Genomic DNA, 22,732 nt, shown 5'->3' on the forward strand with positions numbered 1-22,732 from the left:
TTGTGCCGTTGGGTTTCAGTACTTCAACAATCATCAGACTGGCAATTGCGTATCTCATCAGAATAATCTGCCGGAAATTTTCTGGTGTCTTACTCAATGCCCAAAAGATCGTTTTATCCAGTTCAACCTCTCTCTGATATTAGATAAAATATTACCGGGTGTGTCTTTCTGTTACTCCGGAAATAGTATTTCTGGATTATTCTGGCAGTCTGAGGATAGGTACAGTAGGAGCCGATACTTAATTGAGGATGAGATATTTCTCAATAAAAATTAGGCAGAGATATCCCGTCTAATTTTGTAGAAAATTCAGATGGGCGCGGATGTATCTTAAGAATTGCTGATCGTTTTTCACATGCAGCTTTTTCATTATGCCGCGTCGAGTCGCTTTGGCCTGAAGATCGCTAATTGAGAGCAGGTGAGCCGTTTCGGCTAAGGTGTATCCGCTGGCGAGAAACATTAAGAACTGGCGTTCTGCGACAGAAAAGTTGCGGGTAGTGCAGTAATGGCAGATAGTCGCAGGTACGCTGTGGCGCAGCGCGCGTTTTTGCAGGATGAGGACCAGTTTTTTGGTTATCTCATCTACGTCATCTTCCCGATAGATTAGCGGCAACATGTACAGGCAGGGTCTGAACATCAGCTTATCTTTATCGTTTTTGCTACAGATAACCACCCTGTGTTGGCGCCTGGTGTGGACCGGAACCTGGTAGCAATCGGCGCTGAGCCAATCTTCATCCAGTGAGATAAACGCGATTTCAGCGCGATCGATATCCTCGACAGGCAAAAAGCAAATCTCCTGATGCCACTGATTCGCCAGGTGGGAGATGATGATTTTCAGTCCATGTTCGAAGTGACTGTTTTCTTCCTTGATGGCAATACTTAACATTAAAGAGTTCCTGAACCGCTGGAGAGGGATAAAGGAATGTTAAGCAAAATCATAAATATTCTAAATACATGTATCCCTAAATCTAACGTTTTGTGAGCTGAGTTGTTACCAGGTGATTTCCTGGATACCTTTGAACAAGCAGAAAAAATCAACATTCGTACACTTCGTCAGCAACCGAAATCAAAAGGCATTGACTCAGCAGGCGCTGACCGTATAATTCACGCGTTTCATCTGCATGAAGTAATCACTTCGCAATGCGCCCTTAGCTCAGTTGGATAGAGCAACGGCCTTCTAAGCCGTAGGTCGTAGGTTCGAATCCTACAGGGCGTACCATTATATTTCAGTAACTTACCCATTTTCCGCAAACTCCTTACTTTCCAGATGGGACATATTTGGGACATCATCACTAAAAATCGAGTCAATTTGCTTCGCGTGTTCCGTTAAATGGTTCGGCGCAAGGTGAGCGTATCGACGTACCATTTCGATGCTCTCCCATCCCCCCATCTCCTGCAAAACAGAAAGCGGTACTCCGGACTGAATCAGCCAACTTGCCCATGTATGCCTCAGGTCGTGGAAGCGGAAATCTTCAATTCCAGCCCTGCGGCAAGCTGCGTTCCATGCCCGCCGATCATCGACACGCATCTTTCTGACGGTAGGTGTCTTTGAGCCATCTGGCCGGATGCCTTCTTTCGTATGCACGAACACCCATTTATGATGCTTACCAATCTGGTCACGCAAAACCTTACAGGCAGTATCATTCAGCGCTACGCCAATAGCGCGATTTGACTTACTGTCTTCAGGATTTACCCAGGCAACTCGACGCTGCATGTCGATCTGCTGCCATTCCATATTGATAATGTTCGAACGACGTAGGCCGGTTGCCAGCGCAAACTTAACAACCGACTTAAGCGGCTCAGGACATTCATCAATCAGCCTTTTCGCCTCATCAGCCTCAAGCCACCTGACGCGCTTATTGCGCACCGATGGAACCTTGATCACCGGAGCTTTCTCCAGCCATTTCCAGTCACGTTCTGCCGACCGCAGAATTGCCTTCATCAATGCCAGATGTTTGGCCTTGGTAGAGGTAGTGACCGGTTTAGCTGAATAGACTGGCACTGGTTCTCCATTCTTTTGCGCCGCTGCAGCTTTTATTTTCCATATCTCAAGCTGCTTGCGGTTGCTCATCTTGTTCACTGCTGAGTAAATCTTTTGCTCGGTCACATCCTTTAACCGGATCCCCTCAAAATGCGCCAGCCAGAAAGCCATACGGCTGCGGTCATCCTTCAGTGATTTCTTCTCTGCCTTTTCCTCCAGCCATCGCATGCAGGCATCATCAAACGTTACATCAGGGAAATCCCCAAGCCGGTCTACTCGCCACAATTCAGCTTTGCGCTTGTCATGTAGCTCAGTAGCGAGCCGCTTATCGGAAGTCCCAAGGCTTTCCTTAATTCGCTTCCCGCCCGGTGTCGAGTAGGACGCGTACCATATTTCACCTCTGCGGAAGAGTGACATTGTTTTTCCTCTGTTATGCCATCACCCGCGCTCACGGCGACAGTATGCAGCGGAGAGTTAAGCGCCGCAATGCAGGCCTGTCGGGTAGTGAGGTAAGGAGATTTAGGTTTTGCGGGGTCTTTGCGTGTTGCTTGCAGTCGGCCTGAGCGGATCCAGTTGGTGGCTGTCGGTCTGGATATCTGAAGAAATGCGCAGGCCTCATCGAGTGTGAGGCTGTGTGATTCCATGGTATCTCCTGTCAGCAAGAGACTACATACAGAGCTACAGAACAGGAGATGAATGCGATGATTAGCGCAGCAAAAAATATCTTCGCAGACTTGGTGTGTTTCATACTTTTCTCCAGGCAAAAAGAAGCCCGGCGAACCGGGCAAATTGGGGATAACGTGGCAGTGCATTCGCACCCAATAGCCAGCTCATAACTGGCTATCAGTTGCGTCAAACAAAGCATTGTCCGCTGTCACAGAACTGAATCAGGTCCATCTGGGTATTCTTCCCTCCACTAGGTTTAAGCGGGGCCTCAGCTAACGGTACGCCGTACTTAGTCAGCCACAGGTGCGGCCACAGTTTCTGAATCTCTTTCTCATGAGCACATGCTCTCGCGAAGTCTTCAGGAACGTGGTTCTTCATGAATAGCCATAGGTCGTCATCTCGGTTTGGGCACATCCAGCAGAGAGAGGCAGGAGGAGTAGGCAGTCCATAATCCTCGACACACTGGATAGCCATTTGCTTTGTCATCATCATCTCGATTAGCGGGTACCGGCGCTGCCATTTTCCTGGAGGGAACTTTGCACGCCTCTGAGCTTCTTCGATGCTGATTCCAAGCCAAGTATCGACGCCTCGTTCCGTGAGATACTTCTCTCCAAATCGATCATTGAGATACCGATGGATAACTTCTGTTTTCCACTTAATGGAGCAGAAAGCCGGCTGCTTTCCTGAGCACTGGCCTCGAATATCCCGGCCTTCGTACTCAGTGAAATATCCTGGTAGTGGAGCATCCTCATCACTGCCGATCAGGTCGTAGGTGGCATACCTGCTCTTTGGGATGATCTGGTACTCAACACCCATTTCCTCGCATAGAGGGGCAATGTATTTCCTCTGATACTCGAAAACATTGCTGGCTTCCCGCTCCGTGTCAGACATAACGATGATGTCTGGCTTTGGGAGTACGCCGGCATGAATCAGGCAGATGATGGCGTTACTTTGCGTTCCCCCACCTGAAGACAAAACATTGAAGCGTTCTGGTCGGTGATTGAAATTTTTCTGGGGAATGAAGTTTTTCGTAAACCCTGGCATAAAACCTCCGGGCATAAAAAAAGCCCTTCAGGGCTTATGTTTTGATTATGCCGCCCGCATAGCGCGGAGGCGTTTTAAGTGTTCTGCTGTTTCGATTTCTTCGGCGATCCGCTCGGCCTGTGCTTTTGTCAGCGGCTCGAATTCATGCTGAAAGCGGCCCATGCTGGCAATGCAGGTGCGACCGTTTCGGATGTAGTGGATGACTTCGTGGGTAGAGCGGAGGATTTTGCAGGGTACGCCGAAATCATCGGCGTACCAGGTATTAGGCTGGATTATCCTGAACATTGGGCACCACCTTAAATTCGATTACCCAGACCCAAGGGTTGGACTGCCAGCCGTCTTCGCCATAGATGGACTTCCACAGATTTTCCCACACCTGAAAGCCATAAGTGGCAGGGCGGAAGTCGTAAAGACCACAGCCGATTTCCTTACAGATATCCCCAAGGGTAATGACCTGCAATCGCTCAACTCGCAAACCGGTAATTTCCAGCATTAGACGACTGGCCCAGCGCGGCATGTGAATTGATGGACGCCAGCCGCAATGCAGATTATCGTCAGCATCGTAAAACTCTGGCGCAGGCTTACCATCAGCCCTGTAGACACAAAATTCTGGCTTCTCAAATTTAGAACTGTCTTCGAGATACGACTCCATGTGTTCGTAATCGAATAGCGGCCCCTGATAGGTCTCGCGCACCCAGATGCGATCGCCAACTTCTCCATAAGGACAGCCGAACACTTTTGAACGCATCTTTAGGCCGCGCGCATCTGACTGCGACCAAAAATACTTCCCGTTATCTCTACCATTTTTGGAGTCAATTACCCGGCGCAATCCCATCTCTGAATGCTCTGGCTGAATCGCCATAATCCGCCGCGTCTGCGTCTTGCCGCCGTCTAGGATGGCGCGCACCATCTCGCCGTTAAAAATCATTCCGCGCTCTTTCACTGGGTCCCCCTCTGCTTATTCTTTAGTTCGATAACACCCTGGCATTCCGCGCACGTCTGGCAGCCGGGAACGGCAGCGCGCCGCGGCTCGGGAATCGGTTCGTCGCATTCCGCGCAATGCTCAGCTGATACGGCGTTGTGGTCGATGCGGTGAGCGGAGAGGGCGGCGTTACGCTGAAGCTCTTCAATCTCTGCTGCGGTATCGATGATGTCGGCCATGTTATGCGTCCCAGTTGATGCCAGCAGACACAAGCTGTCGGCAATGCCTGATGATTTGAGCGCGGTTGACTGTGCCAAGCCACCATGGAGAGCAGTAAGGTGTAATGTCTATTTCAGCGTCCCAGCCAGCTTTATTGCGGGCATCCATCTCGCCTTCATGGTCGTGCGTCAGCATAATTAAATGGTCGTGGAGCACGAAAAAGGCATCGTAACTATCGCACTCGCCAGTCCAGTAATCAGGGGAGCCCAAAAGGTGCCATTCGTCGTGATACACCGTTCCATGACGGCCTTCGAAATCGCCATACTCAAGGGTGAAATCTTCGGAGTTAATGCTTCTTGGCCTTAGTTGAATAAGCAGTTCCATAGCCGATTTACTGAACTTCTTTTCAATGCGAGCCTTACGGTTTGTGAACTTGTAGCGAGCCATAGTCAATGCTCCCGAAACTGTCGGTTAATTCGGTTGAAGGTGAACTCTAGAAAATAAAAAGGCCGCCTTAGCGACCTTGTGATTCGTTTGGTTAGCGTCATGCGTCCTCCGGTTTATGCTTATCCCATCCATTGCGCTCAATATTCACAGCCAGCCGCTTATCTCCGACCTCTTCGATACTCCGACCGGTAATCTCTGCTACTTCTGCGTTGGTGTAGCGCATGAGTGCAGCCAGTTCACATGCAGTCCATTCACGCATAGTTAATCCTCCTGAGCGTGCCAGTGAGTTGCGTTTGCTTCTGACTGAGTAAATGGAGCGACCGGTTGCCGTTGCTATCTCTTCCACTGAGAATCGACCGAACAGATATAGCTCGGCTGCCGTCCATGGCTTACCGGTCATCTTGCTGATAAGTGGTGCGCCGATACGTGATGCCTGGCGAGCGACTGCCGATTCGGAACGCTCAAGCTTTTCTGCAATAATCTGAATCGGCATAGTTCTGCCAACTTCATGCAAAAACAGGTTTTCCCACGGTTGCCAAAGTTCGCTCATCTCGCCTCCTATTTGATAATCAGAGAGGGTTTTCCGAGCTTGATATGAGCTCCTGGGATATCAATTCCGGCCTCAATCTGGTGCTTTATTGCCAACTTGTCAGGCTTGATTGTCGTTTCATACTCGACAAAATCAGGAGGAATGGCGTTAACATCAGTGATTTCAACAGACTTTGACGGGGCGCGAAGAGTTACCTGATGCAAACCTGCCTTCATGGACTTCTTCCCAGCAGTTTCAAGTGATCTGGCGACATACTCTTTAAGGCTTACTACGCGATTCTCAGATGCTTTTGCTCTCTCGATAAGTCGTCGAGCCTCTTCCTTGAGCGCCTCTGCATCGGCGAGTTCGTTTTTGCACACGGCAAGTATTTGCTCGACCTTTTCCTCAAGCTCCCATTCAATACCATCAAGAGTGTCGGCGATCATTTCAGGCGGCATGTCTGAATCGGTAAGTTTGGCGAAGTCATTGGCGATCTGATAAAGATCGGTCATTATGCGGCCTCCTCAAATTTAATTTTACATTCTGAATAAATGGCCTGGATGTTTTGCTGCAACTTCATCCCTGCTGTGAGCCGGTATGCTTCAGCAAAATGACGCTTCAGATCTGCCATGGTTTCGGCATGCGCCATTTCTTCACACAGCGATTGCGCCTTATCCATGATTTCTTGCTGCTGTTTCTTAGCATCCTCGCGAATGTCTTCCTCTGACTTGTGCGCCATAACTGGCTCCTGGAAAACACCCTCATCTTCATTGATGACGTGGATCGCGTTATCCAGACGCTCTGCGCGGGGCCAATACTTGCTGGCTCGCTTAACGATGGTCTTACGCGCCATCTCTTCCCAGAAGTTTTTCCATGGTCCGTTTTTTGCCTTGCTGGTTGCTTCCGTAGCTTTGATTTCTGCCAGGCTCATTTCTTCTGTCAGGTAATCGCCGTCAGCAGTTTTAACTGTGCAGTAACCGCCTACTACATCACCGCGATCGCCGAATGCGTTGTATTTGTGGGTTGGCGCAGTATCGAGTCCGTTCGATTCGTATGTGTCATTTGAATACACCAGTTTGCACTGTCCCCACTTAATGGATCCGGTAGACTGAGCTAGGTGTAGAAGGCCCATATAGCTGATATCGAGACATACCATTCCATCACGAGGCACCAAATAAGCCAGCTTGCTTGCCGGGTTAAGGGTGATCCCGATCGCCGCAACGTTGATAATGGCGTTCTGTGCGCTGGTAGGGTTTGATAGCGCCGTCTTGGCTAAGTAGTCGTTACGTTGGAAGTACTGAATAGCAAACTGGCTTTCCTTAGCCCATGTGACTGATTGGTCTGTAACCGCCCCAACAAAGAGCGGCTCTTGCTGTTTTACGAACTCAACAATACTGAGGCTCATTGTTACTACTCCTCATCAATATCTGTTTGGTGGCGAGCAATTGTCTCTGCCATGTAGCGAATAAATTCAGCGGCCTTTTCTTGAAACTCGACGTCATCATCGAATGCCTTTGAAATGGCCTTCTTGCTGGCCCCGCGACGTTGCAACTCGTCAACGCACAATGATTCCAGTTTGCTCTGCGGGAATCCTTTCTCAAGGTCATCAGCCAGTTCAGATTCACGCTCTTCTCTGGCGATCTGCTGATAATGGCGCGTCCAGTTCTGCGCCTCGATACGGTCTTGAACGAGATATGCAGCCATAATCGGCTCCTGAAATTTGGTTGTGCGCTTCCCGTCTGCTATAGCCGGACGAGTAGGGGGAATAGGTGTTTGGTGTGGTTTACTTGCCGAGTGCTTTGTTGATTGCTTGCTCTGTTTGGTACAGCAACTCTTCTGTTGGGTTCAGTGATTTTTCTTTGCTTTCGTATCCGGCGGCATAAAGTTGATTTCTCATCCGAATACACGCTTCTAGTAGTTCAGGAGCTGCAGCGATAAGGGCCATATCTTCATACTTCACCGATAAAGAAGTGTGCCCATCGCTCATTTTGTAGGAGTCAATTACCCCACCATCTTTACCTGTCGCCCGGCTTGATAAACGCAGGAATGAATTACTTGTCCACCATTCCCACGGGCCCGGTGTTCCTTTGAACTCACTCATGTAATCATCCTCAATGACTCAATCCACCACCAAGCCCGCCAAGATAAACTTCAACGAGCAATTCTTTCGTATAAGTACGCTCACATCCGCGATGGAGATACAGCTTCCCGCGCTTGTGTGCCGATGCCGTCCACGTAGCATCTTTGTGCTTAACCAGCATTCCAGGCTGAACTGCGCCACGGTTAACTTCCTGCGTTCCGTAATGATGTAGGCTCATGATTTACCCTCCACCTGCTGCAATAACCCGGCAATGTGCATCTGCCAGCGGTTCATTGTGATTTTCTCGCGAGGTTTATCGACTGATGAGGGTTGCCACTCGTTGTCGTTTAGTTTTGATGCGTGGTACTGCTTGCCGTTGTGGGTGACTGTCATGAATCAGTCTCCAGATGACCATTTCTACGAAGCCACTCAATCACCTCATCGGCGTTAAGTCGTTCAAGAATGTCGTCGGTATGTCCGGCTGATTCTGCTGAGTCGATGTAGTCATCAAGGTCAATGCTTTCGAAAACCTTCTTATCACCAATGGCTTCTAGTAATTCGTGTATGTCTACCGAGTCAATCGCTACGTTAACCTCATCCCATTTACTTCCACTGACGGTGGCACTTTTGCATTTAAATTCGATATCGATAGTCATAATCATCTCCAGAACGTTAAATACTGCTTTCATATCTACCCACACTCATTGAATGCGGAGAGATATAAAAACCCGCCGGAGCGGGTTAGTAACCGTTATTTAATATTGAAGAAGTTGCATAATTTGAGATGTCCGTTACTGACCATATACATCTTTTCAGGACGGTTCATTCGGTGTGCTTTGCGGCGTTTTTCTCGATTACTCACAGTATCGTGACGAGATTTGCGGCGTTGTTCACGACTAATACCTTCATTGATTACGATATAGCGCATTTTGTTTCCTCTTTATGATTCTCTTGAGCTAATAAAAAGGCCGCCTAAGCGACCTCAAATGTCAGTTAACTGGTAGTCGCAAATCATGTCGCAACAACTCTTATCTTCTTCATTTCTTAGTCTTAAATCTGTTTGCTGTGTTTCCTGTTTAATCTCACCCCAGCAAACCTGATTCACCTCATCAGGCCATCCATCCACGGCATCGCCACGGTAGTAGTCAATTGCTTCTTCAGCAGCAGATTTTGCTTCTTCAGCTGTTTTGTAAGTCTCGAATCCGTTGTCAGGATTGAACATAAAGAATTTGTATGTTTCCATTGCCTCACCTCTAAATAAGTGGAGTAGATTTACCGCGCTGTAATCTGCCCGGATTTACGATGACCTGCTGCGAATATTGCAACTTCTGGCAAACATGCAGATCCGCCTGTATTGCTGTCACGCAGACTACCGAGCGAAGTGGCTCTATCTACGCGGCTCATATCCAGCTTTCTTTCATGTGACGCATTCTGAGCAGCCTCAGCGCGTCGTTTAGCCATCAGCTCACCACGTTTCAGATAACGCCGTGTAACGCTGTTGCTTGCGATAAATTTGGTCATATGTCCTCCAGTGGTTGCTTTGGTGATTGAATGGCCGGTGCTGATATCCGGCTTGCGGCTAGCCCAGCAATATGAAGCAACTCTGGTTGAGCGATTTGGGCAGGAGTTGGTTGACTGGCTGAATGGCCCGCATGAAATGACCAGATACCGGCGCGAAGACTTCATCCGGATCCGCGATGAGTACCGGCGCAAATGTCGTGAAATGGAAAAGAAACTGGAGGATGTATGACATTCGAATCCTACTTTGCTGATCACATTCGACTGCGCTGGACACGGTTACGCATCTATCGTCACCCTGGCTCATTTGCCACTGACTACCGGATATTACGCAATTACATCAGTCGCTATAAACCATCAGGAGCAGAAGCATGAATCTCGAAAATACAGTGAAATATCACTTTGCGAAGTCAACGATGATTAGCGACTCTCCCCGCGCCACGGCGTCAGACTCTTTGACCGGAACTGACATCATGGCGGCGATTGGCATGACACAAACACGCGCCGCTCTCGGATTTAGCGCTTTCCTCGGCAAGATGGATATCAGCGACTATGACCGCGACCGGGCGATCAAACTTTTAACTCAATATGCAATGGAGCAGTGCGATAAGGTTGCAGCCTTACGCAAGCTCGAGACAGATATTAAGCTGAAAGTAATGCAAGTACTCGCAACGTTCGCATTTGCTGACTACTCACGTAGCGCCGCCAGCACCAGAACGTGCGACTGCTGTCAAGGTAATAAATTCGTAGAAGCGCAGGTGATGACGATGAAGCACATCGGCAGACCTAATCTGGAGGAAAGGCGGGAAACGGTTAAGGTGCTTTGCCACAAATGCAAAGGGAAGGGTGTGCTGACCAATGCTTGCCAGTGCAATGGAAAAGGTATGGTTCTGGACAAAGAGAAAACTATTCTACAAGGCGGCGTTCCAGCTTATAAAACATGCATCCGGTGTAATGGGCGAGGATATGCGAGATTGCTACCGGATAGCGTCCGTAAATATATCTGCGCGACAGTGATGGATATACCTGAAACCACGTGGCGCAGGTCTTATAAGGATTTCTTTGAAAGCCTGGTAGGTGAGTGCATTAAACAGGAGGAATACGCAAACCGGATGTTGAACAAAGTCACACAGTAGTGAATATTTTCTACGAAATAGGATTTATCTAGAAAATTACACTTTACAAAGTGGCGATTTTTGTTTAATCTCGATTCTAACGATGGGTTACTGACTTCGTTGGCGGTGAGATAAGCGAGGTGGCGCTCACCACTGAACTGCCTAGTTGGTATCTTCGACGCATCGTCTGGTACTCCAACCATCAGCAAGCTGAGAGGTTTGCAAACTGAGTCACCGGCAGCTATCAGAATCCTTAGTTTCTCAGGCCGAGATATGATAGTTGCACCCATTTAAGCCCTTGCATAAATGCAGGGGCTTTTTGTATTCAGGGTCAGAAGCACAGAGGTTGTGCGATCGGCTGTTAACCGATTGGTCGAAGGTTCGAATCCTTCCTGTCCCGCCAAATTCCTACCAGGACCATAAGAGCGAAAGCTCAACGCACTACCCTCATCTTGCCAGCCGCGCCGCTGGCTTTTTTCGAGCGCATTACCACCAAGAACCAGACCCAACCAACTCACTGCTGAATATCTGTGGCTACGGTGGTTTAGTGCGCTTCAAAAAAGAAAACCCGCACTATGGCGGGCTTCGTGAAAATGGGCGACGGTAAGTAGTTGACGCTACTCACCGCCATCTTGCCCGTGAATCGACTCACGAACAAAGACCGAAGGCCCATATCGTCTGATCAGACGGATGTAACTTAGTTCGGATTTGTTCATTAAACAAGATCCACATTAATAAATGTGAACAAGTCCCTCAATTTGAGGGTCGCATCTTTCGCGGCCTGGCTAGTCTCTCCCCGCGCCGTTTTACGGCCAGGCGCATTTTAAGCAGCCACCAGAGTGGTGGAGACTACGCAATGGCAAACGGAATCGACTTCATTCCGGCTCTGCTTCTCGCGGTCATCATGAATCTGGTTGGCTCACTGGCGAAGTATGCTTACAGCTCTCCTGATGAAAGAGTTCCGCTCTTTAATCATGTGATCGTGTCACTCTTTGCCGGAATGATGATGTTTTTATTTTCAATGACGAACGGGTGGTCGTTATACGTTATGGGTATTGGTTGCGGCGCTGCCGGTTGGCAGGGTGCATCAATAATAAGGCGTATCCATCCACCTGGGTTCGGACCAGATGGTGAAAGTGATGACAAATAACGTTGAGCTGAAGGTTGGGCGTTATGTTATCAGGATTATGCCTGTGCTTTTTTTCCTAATAACTGCATTCGCCTGTTACAACATCCAGGCGGTTATTGACAATAGTCAGCAAACAATCGTCCAGATGCAAAAAGAAAACAGCAGCCTTTCAAAGCGGCTGACTGCATCAGATTTAAAGCGCCGTACTGCAGAGCAGGAATTGGCGTCACAGAAAAGTAATGGCCAATCACCTGGTGTGGTGATCATTTCGCCAGAAGGTTCCAAGGTTCACACATTTGATGCCCCCAGAGCTTACCCCAGCGTGCAGAAAGATCTCATCTTCTGAAGGAAATAATAATGAGTAACATTGTGAAAATCCTCAATTATGAAGAGGGGTATAAGGAGCGGCCATACATCGATACGGAGGGTTATCCCACTGTAGCGTGTGGTGTGAAGATTGGGCCAAAGGGTGCATCTCTGAGCAATTATATATTCACCGTTCCTCGTGAAGTGGGCGATGTATGGCTGGAGTCATTCGTTGCTTCAACTATCAAAAAGATGAATGAAAACCCTCTCATCATTTCCGCGATGAAAGCATGTAATCAGGAACGCAAAGATATCCTAATTAGCATGGCTTATCAGATGGGCGTTCAGGGGCTCGCGGGGTTCAAGAACACTCTCGCTATGGTGTCTTCTGGTAACTTCTCTGGTGCTGCATCCGGAATGCTATCAAGCAAATGGGCAAAGCAAACTCCAAACCGTGCAAACCGTCACGCAGAGGTAATGCGAACCGGGACGCTTGACGCCTATAAGGGGGTTATCTGATGAAAATATTCATCGCATTCTGCCTGGTTGCTATTGTTGTTCTGTTAATGGCCCAGAGATACACCCGTCTCGAGTTCGTGTCACACGCAAAGCTGTTGTTCAAGACTTGGTCTGTCTGGTTGGCTTCAATGGGCGCAATGATGGGAGCATGGATACAGAGCTTCCCTGATGCAGCTATTCAGGCCTGGACGTTATTGCCTGAAGACATCAAAGGCTATATCCCTCATGACATTCTCGGTTACATCAGCCAGGGCATGGTTGTGATCGCGGTACTTGCTCAGTTCGTTCGGCAGTCAAAGCTGAAAGACAAGGCCGTAGAAATGAGGGAGTCAAAATGAGTTCGTTAATGGCTGTCGGATGGGAGTACATAATTGGTGCAATAGGGATAATTTGTGCTGTTGCTCTTACCTGGTTCACAGCGAAAAACAAAGGTCAGACAGAGGCAAAAGCTGACGCTGATGTTAAGAGTGCAAACTCAGAAAAAGAGACGGCACAGAACATCACCATAAAACAGGAGGCCACCATAAAGGCGGTGAAAGATGTTACACAGGAAAATCAGTCTCTGTCTGATGATGCTGCTCGCCAGCGCATGCGTGGATCGAAATACCACTCCGCAGATTAAATACGTATACGTCGATAGCGCGTGTACAGCTTTTCAGCCAATCATCACTCATGGGAAAGATCCTGATGTGATGGATGGTAGAACAGTAAAAGCAATAAACACCCATAACGACACATGGGACAGGCTGTGCGCTAAATGATTTGTGTGACCCTCTAAGGAGCGTGATTCACCATCTTGGCAGGCCGGAACAGACGGAAGTGACCAATCACTACTGAGAAGCAGAGAAACCGTTGCGCTAAGGAGAAGGTATGATAATCCCAGAAAATATTAAGGCCATCGGATCCACCGGGGGAAATTCATCGCAAAGCATCACTATAAATTCAGTGGCAGCGAACGGAAGGCCTTTTGGAACCCCATTTGTTCTATCTCAAACAAGCCCTGCATTCGTAACATACTCAATAGATCAAAGCATTCCTTCTGATGTCGGAGGGCAGGCAACTATCACAGCTACAGTAGATGGAGTGTTTGTTTCTGGAACAAGAAATACAGAGGTCGCCAATAGCGGAGAAGTAGTAGCAATCAACAGGCGAGAGGTAATCTCATTTTTTGTTCCTCCAGGATCTTCTGTATCACTTGGTAGGTCATTAAGCACTGGAGTAACAGCAGCATTGGCTGGCGGACAGGAGGTGATTTTTAAATGAGCACAACGACTATAACCGTCAGTGATGATTGGCAGCAAGTAACCACTGGCACAGAAACAAAATTGCTACAAATATGTTCAGGGGTAATTCTTGTTGCGGACTCTCTCACTAAACCTGATGTTAATTCTCCTGGATATGTAATTCGCGGCTTTGTACAGATAACTCCGCCAACTATTGCATGGATTAGAAACTCAAATTCAGGCGAAGTGTTGGTGACAATATAACACTGCCAGATTTTATCCTTCAAAATGCGATTCGCTCCTATGAGCGGAAAGCAGGAAATTCTGATTATGTTAATTGATGTCGGTGAGTTTCAGTTATGGATGTATCTTGAAGGAGAACTAGACCTCCAGCACGTGGGTTTCATTAAGGGGTTTAAGCCTGAAATGGATGATTGTTTTATCTACTTCCACCCCAAAAAAGACAACCCAAGCATTTCTGCAATTAAGAAATCTTCAGTTGGTGGCTTTACAGTAATCCCCATCGAAAAGAGTAAATAACATGACAAAGAAATTCGAAGAGATGCCGTTCGACGTGCAAGAGTCAATTCTTCGCACCATTGAATGGCGACTTACCCATGGCTGCTCCGGTGATGACGGAAAAGATGTTGATTCTGTTATGGCTGCTTATTGTCGGCTGTTTGAATCAAACTCCACAACTAAGGTTGGCGAGGTTGTAGTAAATATCACTACGGTGAATGGGAATACATAACATGGCAAAGCTCACAGACAAACAAGAGCTGTTTGCCCGTGAGTTCATTAAAGACCTCAACGCCACTCAGGCAGTCATACGGGCAGGGTTCAGCGAAAAGTCAGCCCGCAATCAGGCTTATCGCTTGATGACAAATGATGACATTTTAAATCGCATTGCAGAACTTAAAGCCGATCGCAACGAGCAGGTTGGCGTTGACGCTGCCTATGTGCTGCGCCGCCTAACAGAAATCGACCAGATGGATGTACTTGACATCCTGCTAGCCAACGGCGAACTGAAGCCGATTAAAGACTGGCCTAAAGTGTGGCGTACAACACTATCGGGAATGGATGTTGTCGAGATGGCATCTACTGATAGCGCTGCTCTCCTGAAGAAAATTAAGTGGCCTGACAAGGTGAAAAACCTCGAGCTGCTCGGAAAGCATGTCGATGTTCAAGCGTTCAAAGAGAATATTAAAACTGAAGTCACCGGTGCTAATGGCGGACCTATTGTTACTGCTGAAATGAGCGCCGAAGAGGCTGCCGAGAAATACAAAGACCTGATGGGTTAAATCATGCCAATTCCTTTCCCGTTCGACTTCCGAAACCCGGATTATGTTCAGGTATTCGAATGGCGACAGGAGCGGATCCTGCGCATAAGAAACACTCCTGACTCCATTCCGATTCTTAGCTCTTTCTACAGAGATAATCCAGCCCAGTTCATTATTGACTGGGGTATGACGTACGACCCTCGTAATCCAGAAAGAGGGCTACCGTCATATATTCCATTCCTGCTTTTCCCACGACAGGAAGAATGGATGGAATGGTTTATGGATAGATGGAGAGCACAAGAGCCAGGAATCACTGAAAAGACGCGTGACATGGGTATGAGCTGGCTTACAGTCGCTCTAGCATGCACTGTGTGCAACTTCAACAAAGGCATAAGCGTTGGCATAGGTAGCCGAAAAGAAGAATACGTAGATAAGATTGGCGTACCAAAATCCCTGCTTGAAAAAGCTCGCATGTTTATGTCTCTGCTACCCAAGGAATTCCGTCATGGATGGAGCAGGGATAAAGACGCGCCTCACATGCGCATCAAGTTTCCACATACCAGCTCTATTATCTCTGGTGAGTGTGGCGACGGCATAGGGCGAGGCGATCGCGCTAGCTTCTACATTGTAGATGAAGCGGCTTTCCTTGAGCGACCCACATTAGTTGACGCCTCGCTTTCTGCAACGACCAACTGCCGACAAGATATTTCAACCCCCAATGGTAACGCCAATAGCTTCGCTATACGACGCCATGGTGGAAAGATACCAGTGTTCACATTCCACTGGCGGGATGATCCTCGTAAAGACCAGGCGTGGTATGACAAGCAGGTGGAGTTACTCGATCCTGTTACCGTGGCGCAGGAAATTGACATCGACTACAACGCATCAGTGGAAGGCGTGATTATTCCGTCATCGTGGGTTCAGGCTGCTATCGATGCACATATCAAGTTGGGCATTGAACCATCAGGAGCTAGAAAAGGCGCGCTTGACGTGGCTGACGAGGGAATTGATAAAAACGCCTTCACATCAGGTCATGGAATTCTGGTTGATGTTTGTGAGGAGTGGAGCGGAAAAGGTTCTGATATCTTCCAGACCGTTGTAAAAGCGACAAACCTTGCTGATGACAACGGTTGCAGTGATGTCCTTTATGATGCAGATGGCATTGGAGCAGGATGCAGAGGAGACTCCAAGCAGGTTAACGATGAGCGCACAAAAGCCGGCAAGAGACCTGTTAACTTTAATGCGTATAAGGGAAGTTCTGGAGTATTAAACCCTGACAAAGTTCTGATGAAGGATGCAAATGGAAGAAGCATCACCAACAAAGACTTTTTCCAAAACTTCAAAGCCCAATCATGGTGGCATCTAAGGACTCTATTCCTGAATACATATCGCGCCATTAATGGAATGAAATACGACGCAGACGAAATTATTTCTCTCTCTTCAAAAATGGCTGCATTACCAAGATTAACCTCTGAATTAAGCCAGCCAACATATAGCAAAAACTCAGCAGGGAAGATTCTGGTCGATAAGAAACCGGATGGAGCCTTGTCACCTAACTGCGCAGATAGCCTGGTAATCCTCAAGTCACCTGACAGAGGTCCGTTACGCATATCTGAAGAACTTTTGAGGCTCGCATAGTGTTTGAACGCTGGAAAAAGAAAAAAGCTGAGCCTCCAAAGGAAGAGGCAAAACAGCCCATGTCGTTGGCAAGTGCGCTGGCGATGCTGAATGAGCAGGAAAGGATTAAGTCAGAGGGTGAAGTGCTTCGCCAGATTGAGCGCTACACACCGCCGCCGGGGGTTATCCCTGAGCATATCGGTGATGCTGCTCTGGCGATGGACTCCACCCCCTACAGTTACCTGAATTCAGCCAATATCACAGCATATGGATATGGTGGCTTCCCCGGCTATCCGTATCTGTCACAGCTTGCCCAGCTGCCGGAGTATCGCAAGATTACTGGCACGATCGCCGAGGAAATGACGCGCAAGTGGATTGAGTTGAAGCACGTCGGAAAAGATGAAGGTGACGACAAAGCCGACAAGATTCGCCAACTGGATGACGCGTTAAGGCGCTTTCAGGTTCGTGAAAAGTTCCGTGAAGCCGCAGAGCATGACGGTTACTTCGGGCGGGGCCAGATTTACATCGATGTGAAGACACCGAGCGGTAACTCTGCCTGGCTGGTTCCTGATGAGCTGGACAAGAAGCTCTACATCAGCCCTCGCAAGATAACCAAAGGCAGCCTGAACGGGTTCCGCGTTATCGAGGCTATGTGGACTTACCCGGGCGTGTATAACGCTGACAACCCGCTAAGCCCTGATTTCTTCAATCCGGCCGAATGGTACGTCATGGGGCGCACAGTTCACGCCAGCCGTATGCTGACGATGATTTCGCGTCAGGTGCCAGACATTCTCAAAGCAGCGTACAACTTTGGCGGCCTGTCTCTTAGCCAGATGGCAGAGCCCTACATACAGAACTGGCTGAGAACGCGTGACAGCGTAAGCGATCTGGTTCACTCGTTTGTGGTGTACGGCCTTAAGACGAACATGCAAAACGTGTTATCTGGAGTTGCGGATCCAAACCTGTTCATGCGCGCTGAGTTCTTCAATAAGGTTCGCGACAATCGCGGAATGTTCCTTGTTGATAAGGATGCGGAAGAATTCTTCCAGTTCGTGACAAGCCTGTCCGGTGTCGACGCTCTCCAGGCTCAAGCGCAAGAACAAATGGCATCGGTATCAAGCATTCCTCTGGTAAAGCTGCTTGGGATTACGCCAAACGGCCTCAACGCTTCGTCTGATGGTGAGATTCGCGTCTTCTACGACTCAATTCACGCCATGCAGGAGAATCTGTTCAGGAGCCCGCTTAAAACGGTGCTGGATGTCATTCAGTTGAACGAATTCGGTGAGATTGACCCTGATATCGATTTTGAGTTCCTGCCGTTGTACGAGCTTACAGAAGCCGAGAAGGCCGAGGTCATGAAACATCAGTCTGAGGCTGACAAGAACTACGCCGAAGCCGGAGTGTTCGACCTTGACGCGATCAGGAGTATGCGCCAGTCAGACAAGTCCAGCCCATACCACATGATGGAATCCGAAGATGACGAAGAAGAGTACGAAAACGAGTCCATCGAAGAAGGATTCGAAGACCCAGAAAATCCTTCGTCCAGTCAGGGCTAACGCCGGAGTTCATGAGTGGTATCGCGCTGAGCTTCTCAAGCTGGTTCGGGAGATGAACAAGTCTTACCGATACTGGCTTGAAGCTGGATACAAAGACAGCATGGCGATGGATGCCAGTCCTGCGAATGAGTTAAAACGCAGGCTGGCGAAGCTCGGCAAGAAGTGGGAGAGAAAGTTCAGCGAGCTTGCCAAGAAACTTGCAGATCGCTTTGTCGATAAGACTCTGCGAAATACCGACGTTTCTCTACACTCCGCGTTAAAAGCTGGCGGATTCACGGTTAAGTTCACGATGAATGATGAGCTTAAAAACGCGATGCAGGCCGTCATTAACGAGAACGTCAACCTGATTAAGTCGATATCCTGAATTCTCATCTGTCGACGACGCACTCCTTCAGCAGTATTTCACCCAGGCAACCATCTATCTCGATAACACCGATTTTAGTCGTGTGTCGGATTTGGCTGTCCGCGCAATGCTGCTGAATATGCTGGTTGCCCATATTGCCTTTCTGTATTCGGGCGCTAATGGGCAGTCTCCATCCGGATTGGTAGGGCGAATTGACAGCGCATCAGAGGGTTCAGTTAGCGTTCATGCGGATATGCCAGGGGTAACAGCAAACTCAGCATGGTACATGCAAACAAAGTATGGCGCTGATTACTGGAATGCTACGGCACCATTCCGCACCTTCCAGTATATAAGCGGTCATTCCCCATCAAATTATCCCTACGGATATTACCGGAGGTACTGATGGATAAGGTAATGGATGCACTGGATAAAGCAGCAAGCTCATTCGGAAATCTTCAACTAAAAGTTGGATTCCTTGAAGGGGCTACTTATCCAGACGGAACCCCTGTCCCAATGGTTGCTGCGACGAACGAATTTGGTAACCCGGCAAATAACCAACCGCCAAGACCATTCTTTCGCAATGCAATAGCTGGACATGAAACGGAATGGCAAGAGGCAACAGCCAAGCTGATTGAAAACGGTGATGAGACCAGAGACGTTCTTTCTCTGCTTGGTGAAATAATCGTGGATGACATTAAAGAATCTATTCGATCACTTGATTCTCCGCCACTTTCACCAGTGACCATTGCGAAGAAAGGGTTTGATAAGCCGCTGATTGACACATCAAACATGCTAAACAGCGTTAGCTACGAGGTGGGAGAAATTGAATCTCAGACAAATAGCGAATAACGCGATCACCAGCATCAACCCCAATATCTCAGCAATCCTGAAGAAATACGCCGGTGAAACTATCGGACCCGGTCGCAAGCCATTTCCGTCTTACCTTCCTGATCAGAACGTCACCATTCAATTGCAGCCTATCAGCCGCGGCGACATGCAACACGTCGACGGTCTGAATATTCAGGGGCTGGCAAAGGTGATTTACGTCAATGGCAACTACTTCAGCGTGCAGCGCGAAATGGAGCAGGGCGGCGATATCTTCGTGATTAATGGCGAGCAATGGCTTGTCGTCGAACCGGTGGAGTTGTGGCCTGACTGGTGTCGTCTGATTGCTGTATTGCAGGTGAGCCCATGAATGATTACACGCTAGACGAAATCATTGACGATTTGGCTGGGTACATCGAGCCGATCGCCGGCACATGCCAGCAAGCGCAGGCAAACCGTGTTCCGATGCTAAAAGGCCAGTTCTGCATCCTGACCCCCTTGCGATTTACCCGGTTATCCACGACGAGAGACATCAAGCAGGACACTGGCTCTCCGGCAACAAGCGCCATGGGATACACAGAAGTTCGCCAGGCTGATATTCAGGTGGATATCTATGGTCAGGGTGCAGGGGATCGAGCGATTGCACTCGAAACCACGTTCGCGAGTAGTTATGGCTACGACACCATCAAAACCATCGACGCCCGGATTGCGCCGCTTTACTCATCACCTGCCATTCAGGCGCCGATGATCGACGCCGAAAGCCAGTGGCAGGAGAGATGGACCCTGACTCTTTCTTTACAGGCTCATATTACCGTGTCGTTCCCGCAGGATTACTTCGACAAGGCCGAAATCACTTTACAACAGGTAGATATATGACCATTCCATTATCAACGGATTTTAATATCACGCCCAATGTCGTTACGCCTGCCGGTTCTGCGGTTGATGCTAACGGCCTGATGCTGACCGATAACGAGCTTATCCCGGTCGGAGCGGTGCAATCTTATTTCTCATCCTCCGATGTCTCTGCTCTGATGGGCAGCGAATCAAAAGAATTCCTCGCCGCGCAGCAGTATTTCAACGGCTACGAAAACTCATCTGTTATTCCTGGTGAGTTGCTGATGTACCGCATCGTTACTGCTGACGTTGCTGGATATTTGCTGTCCGGTAATCTGAAAGGTGTGGCGCTGACCACCCTGAAGGCAATCCCGGCAGGGACCATCACCCTGTCAGTTGACGGCGTATCGGTCACCAGTACGTCAATCGACCTGTCAACGGCTACCAGCTTCAGTGACATTGCATCAAAGCTGCAGGTTGGTATTGGGGCAAGCAAGGTCGCGGTAGAATGGCTGCCGATTGCTAACCGCTTCATTATTCGCTCTGCCACTACCGGCGCGGATAGCGAAGTGTCTTATGCGTCCGCTGGCGCACTGGCTACCGGACTGTTGCTTACTCAGGCAACTGCGGCAATCGTATCTCCGGGTTCCGATGCTGTAACGCTGACAGACACGATGAATAACATCATCAACGTCAACCAGAACTGGATCCTGTTTAACTCGCTGGTCGAACTTACCGATGACCAGAAAACAGAGCTGTGCGCATGGGCAAGCAGCAGCAAAAACCGCTTTGGCTATGTCGTGCATGACACTACGGCTGAAGGAACTGTCGCCAACAATGCTAACTGCTTCGTGCAGAAAGTGGTTGTGGCTAATGGCTACGAGAACATTTTCCCGGTGTACGGCACATATCTGTACGGGGTAACCGCGCTGGCCTACGCCGCATCGGTAGATTTTGCTCGCACCAATGGGCGTATCTCGTTCAAATTCCGCGGCTTCCCGGGGTTGGCCCCTAACGTGACAGATCTGGCTACTGCTCAGGCTCTGAAATCGAACGGTTACAACTTCTACGGTGCTTACAGCCTGAATAAGACCATGGCTCAGTACGCATCTGACGGTGCTATTACCGGTAAATTCGTCTGGCTGGATACCTTCATCGATCAGGTATGGATTAACGCTAATCTGGTCAGCGCATACGCCAACCTGTTCACCAATAATCAGTCCTACCCGTTCAACCAAAACGGCTACGGTGCGATTCAGGCGGCCACAATTGACGTTGCTAACCAGGCTCTGACGTTCGGCGCAATTCAGAAAGGTGTCGTGCTGGATAATGCGCAGATCCGCATCGTGAATAACACAGTTGGCAAAGATATCTCCGCGACGCTGTATTCCGAGGGATGGTACTTGTATATCCCGACGCAAACCGGCGCGGCGCGTCTTGAGCGAGACCTGAAAGGCGTCATTTTCTATTATGTTGACGGGCAACTTATTCAGTCAATTACCATGTCCTCAACCGCTATTTTATAAGGGAATAAACCATGCCTATAGATATTACCTCGGCTAACAGTAAGCTGCGCATCGTCGTACCTGCTTACTATCCCGGCGGTTTTGACGTTGATGATTACGCAGCCGACAACATGTTTGAAACCGGCGCATTGCAGAACAAAGAAGACATGATGTCTGCTGATGGTAAATACCACGCTGGATTCGTCTTCAACCCGACAGAGTTCACCATTAACCTGATGGCAACATCGAATGCCAGCAGCCTGATTGATGACTGGATTGCTGCCGAGCGAACGGCAATTTCTGCGTTTGCATGCAACGCCACTTTGACCGTGCCGGCGCTGGGGGCGAAGTGGAACTTCGTTAACGGAGTCCTCTACACCTGGACACCTACTCCTCCGGGTCGCCGAGTTCTTCAGCCACGCCCGGCAGTATTCCACTTTGAGACCGTCACACGGAGCGCAATCTGATGGCACGTAAAGAGATCCCCTTCATCGTTGAGGAAGAAGGCCGCGATAAGGGTAAGGAATTCCTCATTACTGAGATGTCGGCGTGGGATGCCGACTCTCTGGCACAGGATATCTTCCGCGCTATGGGTGATTCTAATTACAGCAGCATCCCGGCTGATGTGATCGCAATGGGGTGCGCCGGGCTGGCAACAGTTGGCCTGAGCGTCATCTCTGCATCATCTCCGGAAGTTGCCCGACAGTTGCGCGACCGCCTGATGTCGACGGTGGATATCATCATCACCAATGAAGGGCAGCGCCAGCAGCGCAAAGTGAATGGTTCTCTGGACTTCGAAGAGGTTTCGACCATTCGCTCCCTGCTGGACAAGGTGTTTGAGATTAATTTCAATTTTTTAACGATCGCCGGAGAGTAAAGTATCCCTTCCTTGAGGAAGATGCTCCACCGGCTAAGTTAGTCTCCCCCGTCAATATCTCATCAACCATCAACGCCATTATCTGCTCCGGAAAAGCCTCTTACCTCGATTTACAGGAAAAGCTTTCCGTAGCGGATATGTACAACCTGCTCGAGATTATCTCAGTGGAAAACTTCAATCAGCGCGTGTGGCATAAGCAT

39 protein-coding genes, 2 tRNA genes and 3 pseudogenes are annotated in these 22,732 nt (G+C 48.9%); 25 read left to right on the forward strand and 19 right to left on the reverse strand.

Translation table 11 applies throughout. The features are described 5' to 3' along the window. Positions 1 to 289 precede the first annotated feature (289 nt). Entirely contained in the window at positions 290 to 883 is a 594-nt protein-coding gene (gene fimW, locus On2M_RS10090) for a fimbria biosynthesis transcriptional regulator FimW (protein ID WP_151218681.1), read from the reverse strand. A gap of 256 nt (positions 884 to 1,139) precedes the next feature. Between fimW and On2M_RS10095 the strand changes: the two genes are divergently transcribed. Beyond that, positions 1,140 to 1,216: transfer RNA gene (locus On2M_RS10095), tRNA-Arg, on the forward strand. A gap of 15 nt (positions 1,217 to 1,231) precedes the next feature. Here On2M_RS10095 and On2M_RS10100 read toward each other — a convergent pair. The 18 genes and pseudogenes from On2M_RS10100 to On2M_RS10185 all read right to left on the reverse strand — a co-directional run bounded on the left by On2M_RS10100 (position 1,232) and on the right by On2M_RS10185 (position 9,406). Then, positions 1,232 to 2,395, reverse strand: coding sequence for a site-specific integrase (locus On2M_RS10100; protein ID WP_210904742.1), 1,164 nt, complete (start codon positions 2,393 to 2,395; stop codon positions 1,232 to 1,234). 131 nt (positions 2,396 to 2,526) lie between these two features. Beyond that, a pseudogene (locus On2M_RS24415) lies at positions 2,527 to 2,790 on the reverse strand (helix-turn-helix domain-containing protein); the annotation flags it as partial. A 40-nt stretch (positions 2,791 to 2,830) separates the two neighbouring features. Beyond that, positions 2,831 to 3,688 (reverse strand): hypothetical protein, encoded by an 858-nt coding sequence (locus On2M_RS10110; protein WP_210904743.1) that lies wholly within the window; start codon positions 3,686 to 3,688, stop codon positions 2,831 to 2,833. Between the two features lie 45 nt (positions 3,689 to 3,733). Next, a complete protein-coding gene (locus On2M_RS10115; protein WP_210904744.1) occupies positions 3,734 to 3,973 on the reverse strand; it encodes a DUF4222 domain-containing protein in 240 nt (79 codons plus the stop codon). Continuing rightward, entirely contained in the window at positions 3,951 to 4,631 is a 681-nt protein-coding gene (locus On2M_RS10120; RefSeq protein WP_210904745.1) for a hypothetical protein, read from the reverse strand. Before On2M_RS10120 ends, On2M_RS10115 begins: the two co-directional genes overlap by 23 nt. Further along, complete coding sequence (locus tag On2M_RS10125) at positions 4,628 to 4,849, reverse strand: TraR/DksA family transcriptional regulator (RefSeq protein ID WP_210904746.1); 222 nt, start codon at positions 4,847 to 4,849, stop codon at positions 4,628 to 4,630. The genes On2M_RS10120 and On2M_RS10125 overlap by 4 nt, the downstream gene beginning before the upstream one ends. Before the next feature lies 1 nt (position 4,850). Next, the gene (locus On2M_RS10130) at positions 4,851 to 5,276 is read right to left on the reverse strand and encodes a hypothetical protein (RefSeq protein WP_210904747.1); all 426 of its coding nucleotides are present in this window, start codon (positions 5,274 to 5,276) and stop codon (positions 4,851 to 4,853) included. Between the two features lie 97 nt (positions 5,277 to 5,373). Then, complete coding sequence (locus On2M_RS24200; RefSeq protein WP_247604977.1) at positions 5,374 to 5,826, reverse strand: hypothetical protein; 453 nt, start codon at positions 5,824 to 5,826, stop codon at positions 5,374 to 5,376. Positions 5,827 to 5,834: 8 nt separating this feature from the next. Next, the gene (locus On2M_RS10140; RefSeq protein ID WP_210904748.1) at positions 5,835 to 6,317 is read right to left on the reverse strand and encodes a siphovirus Gp157 family protein; all 483 of its coding nucleotides are present in this window, start codon (positions 6,315 to 6,317) and stop codon (positions 5,835 to 5,837) included. Further along, a complete protein-coding gene (locus On2M_RS10145; protein WP_210904749.1) occupies positions 6,317 to 7,210 on the reverse strand; it encodes a RecT family recombinase in 894 nt (297 codons plus the stop codon). Before On2M_RS10145 ends, On2M_RS10140 begins: the two co-directional genes overlap by 1 nt. Before the next feature lie 5 nt (positions 7,211 to 7,215). Further along, positions 7,216 to 7,509, reverse strand: a complete 294-nt coding sequence (locus On2M_RS10150; protein ID WP_210904750.1) for a host-nuclease inhibitor Gam family protein — start codon at positions 7,507 to 7,509, stop codon at positions 7,216 to 7,218. Positions 7,510 to 7,588: 79 nt separating this feature from the next. Beyond that, on the reverse strand, positions 7,589 to 7,906 hold the full coding sequence (locus tag On2M_RS24205) for a hypothetical protein (RefSeq protein ID WP_247604965.1): 318 nt from the start codon (positions 7,904 to 7,906) through the stop codon (positions 7,589 to 7,591). Between the two features lie 10 nt (positions 7,907 to 7,916). Next, positions 7,917 to 8,123, reverse strand: a complete 207-nt coding sequence (locus On2M_RS10160; protein ID WP_087857310.1) for a cell division inhibitor protein — start codon at positions 8,121 to 8,123, stop codon at positions 7,917 to 7,919. Further along, positions 8,120 to 8,278, reverse strand: a complete 159-nt coding sequence (locus On2M_RS10165) for a hypothetical protein (RefSeq protein ID WP_210904751.1) — start codon at positions 8,276 to 8,278, stop codon at positions 8,120 to 8,122. Before On2M_RS10165 ends, On2M_RS10160 begins: the two co-directional genes overlap by 4 nt. Beyond that, positions 8,275 to 8,541: a hypothetical protein gene (locus tag On2M_RS10170; RefSeq protein WP_247604966.1), complete on the reverse strand. Its 267-nt coding sequence runs from the start codon at positions 8,539 to 8,541 to the stop codon at positions 8,275 to 8,277. The genes On2M_RS10165 and On2M_RS10170 overlap by 4 nt, the downstream gene beginning before the upstream one ends. A gap of 95 nt (positions 8,542 to 8,636) precedes the next feature. Further along, complete coding sequence (locus On2M_RS10175) at positions 8,637 to 8,813, reverse strand: hypothetical protein (protein ID WP_210904753.1); 177 nt, start codon at positions 8,811 to 8,813, stop codon at positions 8,637 to 8,639. Between the two features lie 54 nt (positions 8,814 to 8,867). After that, on the reverse strand, positions 8,868 to 9,128 hold the full coding sequence (locus On2M_RS10180; RefSeq protein ID WP_210904754.1) for a hypothetical protein: 261 nt from the start codon (positions 9,126 to 9,128) through the stop codon (positions 8,868 to 8,870). A 29-nt stretch (positions 9,129 to 9,157) separates the two neighbouring features. After that, on the reverse strand, positions 9,158 to 9,406 hold the full coding sequence (locus On2M_RS10185) for a hypothetical protein (RefSeq protein WP_210904755.1): 249 nt from the start codon (positions 9,404 to 9,406) through the stop codon (positions 9,158 to 9,160). Positions 9,407 to 9,464: 58 nt separating this feature from the next. On the opposite strand from On2M_RS10185, the pseudogene On2M_RS10190 reads away from it, so the two are divergent. The 24 genes and pseudogenes from On2M_RS10190 to On2M_RS10305 all read left to right on the forward strand — a co-directional run. After that, positions 9,465 to 9,635 (forward strand): annotated as a pseudogene (locus tag On2M_RS10190) (recombination protein NinG); the annotation flags it as partial. Continuing rightward, positions 9,632 to 9,778 (forward strand): YlcG family protein, encoded by a 147-nt coding sequence (locus tag On2M_RS10195; protein ID WP_210904756.1) that lies wholly within the window; start codon positions 9,632 to 9,634, stop codon positions 9,776 to 9,778. The pseudogene On2M_RS10190 and the gene On2M_RS10195, both read left to right, overlap by 4 nt. After that, the gene (locus On2M_RS10200) at positions 9,775 to 10,539 is read left to right on the forward strand and encodes an antitermination protein (protein WP_210904757.1); all 765 of its coding nucleotides are present in this window, start codon (positions 9,775 to 9,777) and stop codon (positions 10,537 to 10,539) included. The genes On2M_RS10195 and On2M_RS10200 overlap by 4 nt, the downstream gene beginning before the upstream one ends. A gap of 307 nt (positions 10,540 to 10,846) precedes the next feature. Then, positions 10,847 to 10,921, forward strand: a tRNA-Asn gene (locus On2M_RS10205). 453 nt (positions 10,922 to 11,374) lie between these two features. Then, on the forward strand, positions 11,375 to 11,668 hold the full coding sequence (locus On2M_RS10210) for a hypothetical protein (protein ID WP_101699709.1): 294 nt from the start codon (positions 11,375 to 11,377) through the stop codon (positions 11,666 to 11,668). After that, positions 11,658 to 11,993 (forward strand): hypothetical protein, encoded by a 336-nt coding sequence (locus On2M_RS10215; protein ID WP_101699711.1) that lies wholly within the window; start codon positions 11,658 to 11,660, stop codon positions 11,991 to 11,993. The genes On2M_RS10210 and On2M_RS10215 overlap by 11 nt, the downstream gene beginning before the upstream one ends. 11 nt (positions 11,994 to 12,004) lie before the next feature. Continuing rightward, on the forward strand, positions 12,005 to 12,472 hold the full coding sequence (locus On2M_RS10220) for a glycoside hydrolase family protein (RefSeq protein WP_101699713.1): 468 nt from the start codon (positions 12,005 to 12,007) through the stop codon (positions 12,470 to 12,472). Continuing rightward, entirely contained in the window at positions 12,472 to 12,810 is a 339-nt protein-coding gene (locus On2M_RS10225; RefSeq protein WP_210904758.1) for a hypothetical protein, read from the forward strand. Before On2M_RS10220 ends, On2M_RS10225 begins: the two co-directional genes overlap by 1 nt. After that, positions 12,807 to 13,094, forward strand: a complete 288-nt coding sequence (locus On2M_RS10230; protein WP_210904759.1) for a hypothetical protein — start codon at positions 12,807 to 12,809, stop codon at positions 13,092 to 13,094. The genes On2M_RS10225 and On2M_RS10230 overlap by 4 nt, the downstream gene beginning before the upstream one ends. A 248-nt stretch (positions 13,095 to 13,342) precedes the next feature. After that, the gene (locus On2M_RS10235; protein WP_210904760.1) at positions 13,343 to 13,735 is read left to right on the forward strand and encodes a hypothetical protein; all 393 of its coding nucleotides are present in this window, start codon (positions 13,343 to 13,345) and stop codon (positions 13,733 to 13,735) included. Then, a complete protein-coding gene (locus tag On2M_RS10240) occupies positions 13,732 to 13,959 on the forward strand; it encodes a hypothetical protein (RefSeq protein WP_210904761.1) in 228 nt (75 codons plus the stop codon). The genes On2M_RS10235 and On2M_RS10240 overlap by 4 nt, the downstream gene beginning before the upstream one ends. A gap of 66 nt (positions 13,960 to 14,025) precedes the next feature. Beyond that, complete coding sequence (locus On2M_RS10245) at positions 14,026 to 14,235, forward strand: hypothetical protein (RefSeq protein ID WP_210904762.1); 210 nt, start codon at positions 14,026 to 14,028, stop codon at positions 14,233 to 14,235. Between the two features lies 1 nt (position 14,236). Further along, complete coding sequence (locus tag On2M_RS10250; protein WP_210904763.1) at positions 14,237 to 14,446, forward strand: hypothetical protein; 210 nt, start codon at positions 14,237 to 14,239, stop codon at positions 14,444 to 14,446. Position 14,447: 1 nt separating this feature from the next. Then, the gene (locus On2M_RS10255) at positions 14,448 to 14,996 is read left to right on the forward strand and encodes a terminase small subunit (protein ID WP_210904764.1); all 549 of its coding nucleotides are present in this window, start codon (positions 14,448 to 14,450) and stop codon (positions 14,994 to 14,996) included. A 3-nt stretch (positions 14,997 to 14,999) separates the two neighbouring features. After that, on the forward strand, positions 15,000 to 16,613 hold the full coding sequence (locus On2M_RS10260; RefSeq protein WP_210904765.1) for a TerL protein: 1,614 nt from the start codon (positions 15,000 to 15,002) through the stop codon (positions 16,611 to 16,613). After that, positions 16,613 to 18,148, forward strand: coding sequence for a DUF1073 domain-containing protein (locus On2M_RS10265; protein WP_348772784.1), 1,536 nt, complete (start codon positions 16,613 to 16,615; stop codon positions 18,146 to 18,148). Before On2M_RS10260 ends, On2M_RS10265 begins: the two co-directional genes overlap by 1 nt. Before the next feature lie 52 nt (positions 18,149 to 18,200). Continuing rightward, positions 18,201 to 18,512, forward strand: a complete 312-nt coding sequence (locus On2M_RS10270) for a hypothetical protein (RefSeq protein ID WP_210904766.1) — start codon at positions 18,201 to 18,203, stop codon at positions 18,510 to 18,512. Then, a pseudogene (locus On2M_RS10275) lies at positions 18,502 to 18,894 on the forward strand (DUF4054 domain-containing protein); the annotation flags it as partial. The gene On2M_RS10270 and the pseudogene On2M_RS10275, both read left to right, overlap by 11 nt. After that, positions 18,894 to 19,340, forward strand: coding sequence for a hypothetical protein (locus On2M_RS10280; RefSeq protein WP_210904767.1), 447 nt, complete (start codon positions 18,894 to 18,896; stop codon positions 19,338 to 19,340). The pseudogene On2M_RS10275 and the gene On2M_RS10280, both read left to right, overlap by 1 nt. After that, positions 19,315 to 19,686, forward strand: coding sequence for a hypothetical protein (locus tag On2M_RS10285; RefSeq protein ID WP_210904768.1), 372 nt, complete (start codon positions 19,315 to 19,317; stop codon positions 19,684 to 19,686). Before On2M_RS10280 ends, On2M_RS10285 begins: the two co-directional genes overlap by 26 nt. Continuing rightward, on the forward strand, positions 19,683 to 20,192 hold the full coding sequence (locus On2M_RS24210) for a hypothetical protein (protein ID WP_247604967.1): 510 nt from the start codon (positions 19,683 to 19,685) through the stop codon (positions 20,190 to 20,192). Before On2M_RS10285 ends, On2M_RS24210 begins: the two co-directional genes overlap by 4 nt. Continuing rightward, on the forward strand, positions 20,189 to 21,676 hold the full coding sequence (locus On2M_RS10295; RefSeq protein WP_210904769.1) for a DUF3383 domain-containing protein: 1,488 nt from the start codon (positions 20,189 to 20,191) through the stop codon (positions 21,674 to 21,676). The genes On2M_RS24210 and On2M_RS10295 overlap by 4 nt, the downstream gene beginning before the upstream one ends. A gap of 11 nt (positions 21,677 to 21,687) precedes the next feature. Then, entirely contained in the window at positions 21,688 to 22,122 is a 435-nt protein-coding gene (locus tag On2M_RS10300) for a hypothetical protein (RefSeq protein WP_210904770.1), read from the forward strand. Further along, positions 22,122 to 22,532 (forward strand): hypothetical protein, encoded by a 411-nt coding sequence (locus tag On2M_RS10305; RefSeq protein WP_210904771.1) that lies wholly within the window; start codon positions 22,122 to 22,124, stop codon positions 22,530 to 22,532. Before On2M_RS10300 ends, On2M_RS10305 begins: the two co-directional genes overlap by 1 nt. The last annotated feature ends 200 nt before the right edge of the window (positions 22,533 to 22,732 follow it).

The organism is Citrobacter sp. On2M (assembly GCF_018035235.1).
Taxonomy (GTDB): Bacteria; Pseudomonadota; Gammaproteobacteria; order Enterobacterales; family Enterobacteriaceae; genus Citrobacter; species Citrobacter meridianamericanus.